At 34.6% G+C, this 11697-nt stretch carries 9 protein-coding genes and 1 tRNA gene; 3 read left to right on the forward strand and 7 right to left on the reverse strand.

The window, feature by feature from the left end; all coding sequences use genetic code 11:
* Positions 1-26 precede the first annotated feature (26 nt).
* Positions 27-1187: a class I SAM-dependent RNA methyltransferase gene (locus tag ACH2AZ_RS01170; protein ID WP_394906264.1), complete on the forward strand. Its 1161-nt coding sequence runs from the start codon at positions 27-29 to the stop codon at positions 1185-1187.
* A 26-nt stretch (positions 1188-1213) separates the two neighbouring features.
* On the opposite strand, the gene ACH2AZ_RS01175 is transcribed toward ACH2AZ_RS01170, so the two are convergent.
* Genes ACH2AZ_RS01175 through ACH2AZ_RS01185 form a run of 3 tightly spaced genes read right to left on the reverse strand, consistent with a single transcriptional unit; the run spans position 1214 to position 3686 of the window.
* Entirely contained in the window at positions 1214-2521 is a 1308-nt protein-coding gene (locus ACH2AZ_RS01175) for a cryptochrome/photolyase family protein (RefSeq protein WP_394906265.1), read from the reverse strand.
* Positions 2522-2523: 2 nt separating this feature from the next.
* The gene (locus ACH2AZ_RS01180; RefSeq protein WP_394906266.1) at positions 2524-3219 is read right to left on the reverse strand and encodes an SDR family NAD(P)-dependent oxidoreductase; all 696 of its coding nucleotides are present in this window, start codon (positions 3217-3219) and stop codon (positions 2524-2526) included.
* A 5-nt stretch (positions 3220-3224) separates the two neighbouring features.
* Positions 3225-3686: a cell division inhibitor gene (locus ACH2AZ_RS01185; RefSeq protein WP_394906267.1), complete on the reverse strand. Its 462-nt coding sequence runs from the start codon at positions 3684-3686 to the stop codon at positions 3225-3227.
* A 111-nt stretch (positions 3687-3797) separates the two neighbouring features.
* Between ACH2AZ_RS01185 and ACH2AZ_RS01190 the strand changes: the two genes are divergently transcribed.
* A complete protein-coding gene (locus ACH2AZ_RS01190) occupies positions 3798-4325 on the forward strand; it encodes a hypothetical protein (RefSeq protein WP_394906268.1) in 528 nt (175 codons plus the stop codon).
* Here the strand turns inward: ACH2AZ_RS01190 and ACH2AZ_RS01195 are convergent.
* Entirely contained in the window at positions 4315-5349 is a 1035-nt protein-coding gene (locus ACH2AZ_RS01195) for a M28 family metallopeptidase (protein ID WP_394906269.1), read from the reverse strand. The two genes, ACH2AZ_RS01190 and ACH2AZ_RS01195, sit on opposite strands and share 11 nt — an antisense overlap.
* A gap of 141 nt (positions 5350-5490) precedes the next feature.
* On the opposite strand from ACH2AZ_RS01195, the gene ACH2AZ_RS01200 reads away from it, so the two are divergent.
* Positions 5491-5575 (forward strand) — tRNA-Ser (locus tag ACH2AZ_RS01200).
* Between the two features lie 86 nt (positions 5576-5661).
* Here ACH2AZ_RS01200 and asnA read toward each other — a convergent pair.
* The 3 genes from asnA to ACH2AZ_RS01215 all read right to left on the reverse strand — a co-directional run bounded on the left by asnA (position 5662) and on the right by ACH2AZ_RS01215 (position 11655).
* The gene (gene asnA, locus ACH2AZ_RS01205; RefSeq protein WP_394906440.1) at positions 5662-6666 is read right to left on the reverse strand and encodes an aspartate--ammonia ligase; all 1005 of its coding nucleotides are present in this window, start codon (positions 6664-6666) and stop codon (positions 5662-5664) included.
* A gap of 258 nt (positions 6667-6924) precedes the next feature.
* Positions 6925-8910: a monovalent cation:proton antiporter-2 (CPA2) family protein gene (locus tag ACH2AZ_RS01210; protein ID WP_394906270.1), complete on the reverse strand. Its 1986-nt coding sequence runs from the start codon at positions 8908-8910 to the stop codon at positions 6925-6927.
* A gap of 96 nt (positions 8911-9006) precedes the next feature.
* Positions 9007-11655: a cation-translocating P-type ATPase gene (locus ACH2AZ_RS01215; protein WP_394906271.1), complete on the reverse strand. Its 2649-nt coding sequence runs from the start codon at positions 11653-11655 to the stop codon at positions 9007-9009.
* Positions 11656-11697: the final 42 nt, after the last annotated feature.

Here is an 11697-nt window from a genome sequence, read left to right on the forward strand (position 1 = left end):
TATTTTTGCCGTAAGAGAATTTATATATGCAAAATAATTTTGAAATGGTGGCCAAAACCCTTTACGGATTAGAGGAGATTTTGGAAACTGAGTTAAAGAACTTAGGCGCGATTAACGTTAAAAAGGGTGTTCGAAATGTTAGGTTCGAAGGAGATAAAGGTTTTATGTATAAGGCAAATTTAAGCCTGAGAACTGCAATTAAAATTTTAAAACCCATTAAACAATTTAAAATATTTAATGAAGACGATTTATATAAAAAAATATACGCTATAAAGTGGGAGAATTTTCTAGATAATAATGGAACATTGGCAGTTGACGCAACTGTGCACTCTAGCCGATTCACCCATAGTAAGTTTATAGCGCTTAAAACTAAAGACGCCATTGTTGATCGGTTTAGAGATCAGAGCTCAAAAAGACCCAATATTGATTTAGATTATCCAGATTTAAGAATAAACATTCATATTGAAGAAAGTCTTTGTACAGTTTCACTAGATAGTTCTGGGCAATCGCTTCACAAGCGTGGATATAAAACGGCAACTAATATTGCACCAATAAATGAAGTACTGGCTGCCGGTATGCTTTTACTGAGCGGGTGGGACGGTCAATCACATTTCTTAGACCCAATGTGTGGTAGCGGTACATTATTAATAGAAGCTGCAATGATTGCGTGTAACATTCCACCAAACTTAAATAAAAAAGAATTCGGTTTTGAACGTTGGAAAGATTGGGATGTTGATTTATTTGAAAAGATAGAAGAGTCGGTTTTAAATAAAATACGTGGTTTTGAGTATGCTATTATTGGGTACGATAAAGCCCCTTCTGCGGTGCGAAAGGCACAAGATAACGTTAAAAATGCAAACTTAGAAGAGTTCATAAAAATTGAACAATTAGACTTTTTTAACAGCGAAAAACCAGTAGATGGCCATTTACATATGGTATTTAATCCCCCTTACGGGGAAAGGTTGTCGATTGATATACCTAGGTTTTACTCTAGCTTAGGAGATACTTTAAAACAAAATTATCAAGATACTCAAGCTTGGTTTATTGTATCTGATTTTGAAGCGATAAAAAATGTAGGCCTACGACCTTCTCGAAAAATAAAGCTTTACAATGCTAAGTTAGAAGCCAAGCTATTGAAATATGAGATTTATTCAGGCACAAAAAAAGTGCATAAAATCAAAAAATAAGAGCGATTTAGAAGTTTATAAAGCGTCTATTTCTGAACAGCCGCTTTATAAACTTTTAAACATCTCTCTCGAGCCTCTTTATGCTCTACTATAGGAGAAATATAGCTTTCTGTTTCCAGTTCAGGTATCCATTTCTTAATGTAATTTTTATCCTTATCAAATTTTTCTAATTGGCTATGCGGATTAAAAATTCTAAAATATGGCGCAGCATCAACACCACAGCCCGCAACCCATTGCCAATTACCTACGTTTGAAGCCATCTCGTAATCAAGTAGTTTTTCAGCAAAATAAGCTTCACCCCACCGCCAATCGATTAACAGGTGTTTACATAAAAAACTACCTACCACCATTCGTACTCTATTATGCATTAATCCTGTTTGATTCAATTGACGCATTCCTGCATCAACAATAGGGTATCCGGTTTTACCTTCTTTCCATTTTTTAAACTCTTCTTCATTATTTCGCCAAGCGATATTATCGTATTTTTTCTTAAACGCATTGGTTGCTGTCTCAGGAAAATGATACAAAATCTGCATAAAAAACTCTCTCCAAATCAATTCTTTTAGAAAGAAATCATCTTTAGCTTGCAGCGCCTTCTTTATTATTTTTCTTAACCCGACACTTCCAAAGCGTAAATGCGGACTTAGGTTTGAGGTAGCCCTCTTTGCCGGTAAATCTCTATTTTCTGAGTATTCATTTAGGGTAGTAGGGGTAACATCATATTCAGGAAAAGAAATTGAAGATTTTTCAAAACCAATATCCGAAAGGCTTAAATTAGGTAGCCGAGAGTTCTTATAATAATTACTGGTGAATGAGCTGGTATAAAAAGGTTCTGCCATAGCTTCCTTAAAAGCAGAACGCCATTTTTTCATATAAGGGGTGTATACCAGATAGGGTTCGCCATTGTCTTTTACTATTTCTTCTTTTTCAAAAATTACTTGATCTTTATGTGTAATAAATTCTATTTTATGATCTTGGAGTAATTCTGCTATTTTTTTATCTCGCGAAATTGCATAAAGCTCATAATCCCGATTGGTAAATACTTGTTTTACATCATACTCTTTTACTATTTGCTTAAAAATGGTAACCGGTTCTCCATAAAATATTGCAATTGAACTTCCGTATTCATCCTGTAAAACAGACCGCATCGTTTGTAATCTTTCATAAATAAAAGTGACTCTGGGGTCTTGTTTAGGTAATTCACTTAAAATTTGCGAATCGAAAATAAAAATTGGCAAAACAGGGTAATCAGACTTTAATGCTTCTAACAAACCTTTGTTATCATCAAGTCTTAGATCCCGTCTAAACCAAAAAAGATTTAATTCTTTTGACATATTTAAAGTTTTACCGAAGACAGACCACCATCTACCTTCATAATTTGGCCAGTAATCCAACTGCTATCTTCACTTAGTAGAAATTTAACCATCGCCGCAATATCACTAGGCTTACCGATACGCTTCAGAGGATGTCGCTCGTTCATACTTTCTAACTTCTTTTCGTTGTTTAGCATTTTATCGGCTAGACCTGTATGGGTTAAAGATGGCGCAATAGCATTGACGCGAAGGGTAGGGGCATTTTCGGCAGCCAAAGCACGCGTAAAGCCTTCAATAGCTCCTTTTGATGCTGCTACGCTGGTATGAAATGGCATTCCCAATTGTACCGCTACTGTGCTAAAATATACAATACTAGGATGATGTCCTTTTTTTAGCTTAGGCAAAAGTTCTTTTGTAATGCGAATTAACGAAAGAAAATTCTTTTGTAAATCTTCTTCAAAATCATCGGTTTTAAGTCGGTTAAAGGGTTTTAGGTTTATAGTTCCTGGGCAATATACAAGTCCATCTAGATTAACAGGTAAATCAAGTGTGTTGATGTCATCCTGAAAGGCATCAAACTCTAAATGTTTTGCTTTAGTTTCTGATAATTCACCTTCGCTACGTGAGGCGACGAGGACGTTATGCGTATCGTGTAGCAATTTTACAGTTTCAAATCCTATACCTTTGCTACCGCCAATAAATAAAATTGTTTTTTCCATAATAATTAAAATTTACCAAATAGTTTTTCCAACTGTTGGGTTCTGTAGCTAAAAATCTCCTCTAATTTTGGCTGAACCAATATCGGATGAGCCATTTGTCCAAGAATTCCTAAGGGTAATTTGTAATGCACAATATCTTCCATTTCTACACCTCCAGGAATTTCGTTTATAAAATGCTTGTGGTGCCATAGTGAATATGGCCCAAACCTTTGTTCATCGACAAAATATTTACCTTTTTCAGCATGAGTAATTTCTGTTACCCATTTGGTTTTAATGCCAGCTATAGGCGTTACGATATACTCAATGATTTGTCCGGCATACATGGGTCGATCTGCCCCTGATTGAATATGGAACCCCATATAGTCTGGAGTGATAATTTTAAGATTCTTAGGATCTGATAAAAAATCCCAAGCTTGTTCTACCGAAATAGGAAAACGCTGTTTACTTTGTAAAGTATAAATTTTCATAATTCAAAAGTACAATTTTTATTGTTTAACAAAACAGTTTAATAGTTAAACAAAAGTTATTTTATTAAGCAATTGTTTTTCTTGAATATTGTCTATTTTTGATAAAAAAACATGCGTTTACTGTACTTATTTTTATTTAGTGGTTTATTCATTGGCTGTAAGACCTCACAAATATCATCAAAACAATCTAGTGCAATTAAGTCTATTTATTGGCGATCTGGGTGTATGGCAGAAAGTGCTTGTGAAGCCGAAATAATGGGTAATAAAAAAATGATTCTTATAAAAGATGAGGTAAGTAACCAAATTTATCCTCAATTTGTAGCCGATAGTAGTAAGCAAATCATAAAACTTACTAGCCGAATTAATGCCGATAAGATGCATCTTGACCAACATTATTTTGAGGATATATATATCGAGCTTCCTAATAAGTATTATCCCATTAAGGCCACCAATATTGAACTACTTCAGTACAAGGTTTTGTTACACAAATCCTGTTACTGTAGAGGAGAAGCTGGCTATTATGCTATACGAAATGGTGAACTAAAAATCAATCAGAAAAATTTAATTCTTTCTTTTGTTGTTCCAGAAGCCAATATTCGTTTGAATAATATCCAAATTGAACTTAATGCTAATCATTAAACGGCTGGATCAAATAAGGTCTGTTTTCACGATTGACTAAAGACCACGCGGTATGAAATATTAATTTTGTGCGTAAGGCAAGAAGTTCATAGTTTATTTTGTCTGGCGTATCGCTAATGCGATGATAATCTTCGTGAGTCCCGTTAAAGTAAAAGATTACAGGTATATTATTTTTAGCAAAATTGTAGTGGTCACTCCTATAATAAAACCGATTGGGATCATTGTCATCATTAAAGGTATAATCTAGGTCTATTTGTGTAAATTTTTCATTGGCTTCTTCAGAAATATCATGCAAGTCTTGACTCAATTTATCGCTACCAATTAAATAAAGGTAATTAGGATTATCTTTGTGTGTTTCATCAATTCTTCCTATCATATCAATATTTAAATTGGCAATGGTATTACTTAATGGGAAAACAGGATTTTCAACATAATAACGAGAACCTAATAATCCCTTTTCTTCTCCAGTAACATGTAAAAATAAAATAGAACGTTTGGGACCGTGTCCTTGCTCTTGAGCTAATTTAAATGCTTTGGCGATTTCTAATATGGCTACCGTACCAGAACCGTCATCATCTGCACCGTTAAAAACATTGCCATTTTCATCTATGCCTTCGTGATCTAAATGTGCCGAAATAACTAATACTTCTTCTGGTTTTTCGCTTCCGCGGATAAATGCCAATACATTTTCAGAATCTTTAAATTTATAGTCGAAAAATGAAGTAGGGATAAATTGAAAATATTCTTCATTTCCCCAAGCAGATGGAATATTTAATTCTTGATATACCTTTTTTAAATACTGAACCGCCTTTTTTTGACCTGGTTCTCCGGTTTCTCTACCTTCAAACTCATCTGAAGCATATACATATAAATGCTTTTTAAGGTTATCTTCATCTATAGTATTTGCGTACTTCTCTTCTGAAGATATTTCTGATGCTGTATCATGATTTTTTATTTTACAAGATTGTAAACAAAAAACAAAAAAAATAAAAAGTAAGAGTGGTTGCTTAACGAGTTGAGCCATATCGATTTATTGTTTAAAAGCAACGAATTTACAATTAAAGGAGCTAAAAAAAAACTCTTTTTTCTTGAATATATTTTTGAGAAACCAAAAAAGCGTTTATATTTGCAACCGCAATCGGGTGTTAAGCTCGGTAGACGCTCAGGAGAAATGGCAGAGTGGTCGAATGCACCGGTCTTGAAAACCGGCGAGGGTCACACCTCCGGGGGTTCGAATCCCTCTTTCTCCGCAAAAGAAAACCCACAGTTTTTACTGTGGGTTTTTTGTTTCTTGCCTTTTTAATTTCATTTTAAAAGGCTCCCTATATTCTTAAGATCATAATAAAAAAATATTTTGAGCTTGCAGTTCTGTTCTTACTTTAGGAGACCAAATGCTGCTTTGAACTTCGCCTATATGCTTTTTATTTAGTAGAAACATGGCTACACGAGACTGCCCTATACCGCCGCCCATACTAGGCATCAATAAATCGTTAAGTAACAATTGATGAAAATAATAATCTTTCTTATATAATTGATCTCGTTTTTCCAATTGCTGCAATAAGGTTTTTGAATCAACCCGAATACCCATTGAAGATAATTCAAACGCTTGTTGTAATACGGGGTTCCATACCAAAATGTCGCCGTTTAAACCATTGTATTTAGCACAAGTGGGGGTAGACCAATCATCGTAATCTGCCGCTCTGCCATCGTGCGCCTCGCCATTGCTTAACGAACCACCAATACCAATTAAAAATATAGCACCATACTCTTTTGCTACTTTATCTTCTCTTTTTTTGGCTGGCAGGTGTGGGTAGCGTTGTAGTAAGTCTTCGGCGTGAATAAACGTTATTTCTTGAGGTAGTTTAGTTTTTATTTTAAAACGATCTTCAACTTTTTTTTCGGCTTTAAGCAGGGCTTTATAAATCTTTTTTACGGTTTTTTTGAGGGTTTTTAAGTTGCGATCTTCTTCTTCAATTACTTTTTCCCAATCCCATTGATCAACGTAAATAGAGTGAATTGGACTATAATCTTCATCGGGTCGAATTGCACGCATGTCTGTGATTATACCCGTGTTTGGTTTAAAAGCTAGTTCTTTTAACCTGTGCCTTTTCCATTTTGCTAATGAATTTACCACAACAGCCTTTTCATCGTTTAGTGCTTTAATAGGAAATTGAACACATCTTTCAATCCCGTTGAGGTCATCGTTTATTCCAGTATTTTCAATAACAGCCAATGGCGCCGATACGGGTGTTAGCTTTAACTTTTTTTCCAATTGCTTCTTGAAGGTTTTTTTTAGGAAATGCAATTGTGTTTCTGTTTTTAGAATGTCTGTTTTCATAATTTATTAGATTTAGATTAGTTTATAAACAAAAAAAGCCTGCTAAAAGTAGCAGGCTAGATGATTAAATAATAATACACAATACCGCTACCCAAAGGCAGTTAAATTAGTATTGTTATTATTATTTAAAAAGTACATCTTTAAGTAGTATTTTAGTTATAGTTGGTTGTAATAATAATCAAATATAGAAATTATTTTTAAAAAATTATAAGATTTGATATTTTTTTTACCATTAAATATTAAAAAAACATATAAGCAGCCCTAAACTAATGCTTTATTAAAACGCTCAATATTCTTGGGATTCCCGTTTATGAAGACTAAATCATGCTGTAAAATTCTCTCTTCTGGTCCAATATTGTCTATCATAATTTCCTTGCGTTTTATGGCCAGTATATTGACACCAAAGTTTTCGCGTAAATTTAGTTGGGATAAGGGTTTTTGAATTAACTTTCCGCTGTCTCGAATAACGCGCACACAAGTTATATTAAATTCTGGATGTGCCGGTTTTGGTTTATATGTGCGTGGCAATTCTTTTTTATTTTGTAATAATTCGTAATTATCGGCACGAATGTATTCAACAAAGTGATGGATATCTTCTTCGGGAATCAAGAAGTTATGCATTACCCGAGAGAAAATTTCAACAGAGGTCTCAAACTCTTCAGGTATAACTTCATCTGCCCCTAATGTAATTAATTGGTTGGTCTGTTTTACATATCGGGTTCTTACAATTAATTGTACAGATTTAGATAAACTTCGTATGGTGCCAATTATAGCTTTGGTCGCTTTATCATCAGAGATGGCAACCACGATTGTCCTTGCTTGAACCACATTGACTTTTTCTAATATATGAGAATGACTTGCATCTCCATAAATAATAGGAATATTATTCTTTTTTTCTCGTTTTACCGTTTCGGCATTATACTCAATTACAACAAAAGGAATATTACTATGATAAGCCGCTTTTGCTAGATTAGAACCATTAATACCATAGCCAATAATGACCAAATGATTTTTTAATCCTTTATCATCAGTTTCTAATTCCTCTTCATGCTGTTGCGGATTTTTTTGTAGAGCGCGAACTAGTTTGTTGCCTAGAACTGAATCCGTAAAACGGCTTGCATACAGAATCACAAAGGGTGAAATCATCATAGACACTATTGAAATAGCTAGGAAATACTGGTTTGTAGTGGTTGAGAGTAAATTATTTTCTATGCCCACCTTAGAAAGTATAAATGCAAATTCCCCAACTTGAAAAAGTGCAAATCCAGTTAAAATAGCAGTTCGCATTTGATACCCTAATAACCTAATACACAAGGCAATTAAAGAAGATTTTATAAGCAACAAGGCTAATACAACCAATATAATTATTAAGAAATTCTCAAGAAAAAAATTAATATCGAGCAGCATACCAATTGAGATAAAGAAAAAACTCGTAAACAGCTCTTTAAACGGTAATATAATATTGGTAGCTTGGTGACTAAATTCCGATTCAGATATAATAAGTCCCGCTAGAAAAGCACCCAAAGCTAGCGATAATCCAGTCTCAGAGGTAAGGAAAGCTACTGCAAAACAAATGGTTATGGTGGTAAGTAAAAATAGTTCTTTGCTTCTTGTTTTAGCCACGGCATATAACAGTTTGGGAACCACATATTTTGCGCTTATTATGGTTATAATAACCACGACAGCTGTCTTAAGCAACAATAGCAATATACTTTGGGTAACATTGTCTGATTGACCGGCAATGATAGGTGTAAACAGCATCATGGGTACTACAATGATATCCTGAAATATCAAAATAGCCAGCGTGTTTTTACCGTAATTGGTGTTTATTTCATTTCGATCTTGGAGTACGCTCAATACAATTGCTGTGCTGGAAAGCGAGAATAAAAATCCAACAAAAATTGATTCCTCCCAAGAAAACCCCAAAAAATAATAAAAACTTCCTGCAATTAGAATACTCAGTAAAACCTGAAGCCCCCCACCTATAAAGACTGTTTTTTTTATTGAGGCCAATTGTTTTATCGAAAGCTCCATTCCAATGACAAAAAGAAGCATAATAATGCCAATTTCAGAAATTATTTCTATTTGTTCGTCGGCGGTAACCAGGCTGAGTACACTGGGTCCAATTATGATTCCAGTAAACAAAAAACCGATAATCGAAGGGATTTTAAGGCGTTGTAGTAGAAAAACAATAATTACCGAAAACCCCAGTAAAATTAAAATGTCTTGTAAAATAGGGATATGCATAAAGTTCTGTAATAGCTAATAAAATTGTAGACGCAAAAAACTATTTTTTGCGCATAATTAGCGTTAAAATTTACAGAATTTTTAATTATAAAACGCCTATTTATCCTTTTTAATTCGATAAATAAATTTGACTATTTCATTTGCAAGCAATGGAATTAATCCCAATGTTAAAACAATGCCCCAATCGTTTAAGCTCAAAGAACTCAACTTAAAAGCTTCGCGTAAGAATGGAATTTCAAGTAAAACCAACTGTAAAGCAACTCCTAAAACAATAGCCGTACTCAGGACTTTGTTTGAAAAGAGCCCCAGGCTCAAGATTGACCTTCGATAATGTCTAAAAGCCAAAGCATAAAATAGCTGTGCAGTTATGATACTCATAAATGCCATACTGCGGGCATAATCTATAATGGTTTGAGGAATGTTTGAATCAAAAGGAGAATAGCCTTTTATCGAGTAAGCATAAGTATAGGCCGAAAGTGTTACCAAAGCGATTAGGCAACCACCTGCCAATACTCTAAGTCCTTGCTTATGCGCAAAAAAGCTTTCTTTAGGAGGTCTAGGTTTATGTTGCATTACCGAAGGGTCATCTGGATCCATTCCTAAGGCTATTGCTGGGAGTGAGTCAGTTAATAAGTTGATCCAAAGCAATTGAGTAGCTATTAAAGGAACAGGCATTCCTAGTAAAATACTTACCAACATAGCTATAACCTCTCCTAAGTTACTAGTAAGTAAAAATAAAACCGATTTTTTGATATTGCTGTAAATATTTCTTCCTTGCTCTACAGCACTTACTATAGTAGCAAAATTATCATCGGTTAGAATAATATCCGATGCGTTTTTTGCGACATCTGTTCCCGTTATTCCCATGGCTACGCCAATGTTGGCGTGGCTTAATGAAGGGGCATCATTTACGCCATCTCCCGTCATAGAGACTATGTGCCCAGTTTCTTGAAGCCGTTTGACAATATTAACTTTATGTTGTGGAGAAACTCTGGCAAACACGCGCATAGAATTTATTTTTTCTTGCTGTTCTTTTGAGCTTAAAGAATCCCATTCGCGACCTGTTATGGCTTGATCATCAGATTGAAGAACACCCAAGTCTTTTGCTATAGCAATAGCTGTTTGTTTGTGATCTCCAGTAATCATAAAAGTTGCTATACCTGCTTGATGGGCTTTGGCTATTGCTTTTTTGGCTTCTTTTCTAGGTGGATCAATCATACCCACAAAGCCAACAAAAATGAGTTCTTTTTCCCAATTCTCTTTCTCTGTTTTTTTAGGGTAAGGCTTATATGCTGCTGCTAAAGTTCGTAAGGCTTTTGCAGACATTTGTTCGCTTGATTTTAAGATTTCTTGTTTCTCCGTCTCCGTTAGCTCTTTCACCTCTGTACCAATTTGTATATGCGAACAAGAGGGTAATATTTGATCAATCGCTCCCTTTACCAATAATTCGGTATTTGCTTGATTGGTGACGATTACCGACATCATTTTGCGATCGGAATCAAATGGATATTCATCTATTCGTTGGTAATTTAAATTAATTTGTTCACGATTGATGTTTAATTGATCTGCAAAGTCGAGTAGGGCAATCTCGGTGGGGTCTCCGGTTTGCTGATGCTTAGTTAAAGTTGCATCATTACACAATTGCATTATTTTACTTAACTGAAGTAAATCAGCTTTTGCTGAAGTATTTATCCTAGATACAAAACCAGAATTAAAAGTGTAAGCTTGCATTACCTTCATTTGATTCATGGTTAAAGTACCGGTTTTATCACTGCAAATAATATTAACAGAGCCTAAAGTCTCCACCGCCGGTAAGCGCTTTATAATGGCGTTCTTTTTAGACATTTTGGTTACTCCAATAGATAAAACAATGGCAACAATGGCTGCTAAACCTTCTGGAATAGAAGCAACAGCCAAAGAAACCGCAGTCAAAAAAAGATCTGCTAAAGGTCTACCTTGCCAAAAACCAATTATAAAAAATAAAAAACATACGCCTAAGGCAATTTTACCCAAGGTTTTTCCTAAGTCTGATAAACGAATTTCCAAAGGAGTTTTTGTTTCTGTAGTATTAATATTCTCGGCAATTTTACCTACTTCTGTTTTTCTTCCAGTAGCTACAACAACACCTAATCCACGCCCATAGTTAATTAATGTTGACATGAAAACCATGTTTTTTTGTTCACCTAAAACAACGTGATTATCAGAAAGAACAGTTTTAGCATTTTTATAAACAGGAACAGATTCCCCCGTAAGGGCTGCTTCTTCAACTTGTAAATTTACACTAGATATTAACCGTATATCGGCAGGTATGATTTGTCCTGTTTCTAACACCACGATATCACCAGGTACCAAAGTGGCCGTATCTACAACTTGTCTAATGCCCTCACGTATAACGGTAGCTTTTAAAGCTGCTAATTTTTGTAGTGCTTGTATAGCTTTCCCCGCTTTTACCTCTTGATAAACCCCTAAACCTGCATTGATTAAAATAACCCCTGAAATGATTATAGCATCAATATATTCGCCCATATATGCGGTAATAGCTATGGCTACTAATAGAACATATATTAATGCATCCTGTAATTGTGCTATAAAAAGACTCAACAAACTTTTTGATTTGTAAGAGCGCCATTTATTATAGCCGTGAGTTTTTATTCTCGATTCGACCTCTGCTTTACTTAAGCCTTGCTTTTTATCTACCTTAAATTTTTCTAAAACAGCGTTTATTTCTTCTTGATAAAACAACATAAATTCTACTGAGATTTAAAAGCAAATTTAATAGCTTAAGTT

Origin of the sequence: uncultured Mesonia sp., assembly GCA_947499595.1 — a bacterium.
GTDB lineage: Bacteria > Bacteroidota > Bacteroidia > Flavobacteriales > Flavobacteriaceae > Mesonia > Mesonia sediminis.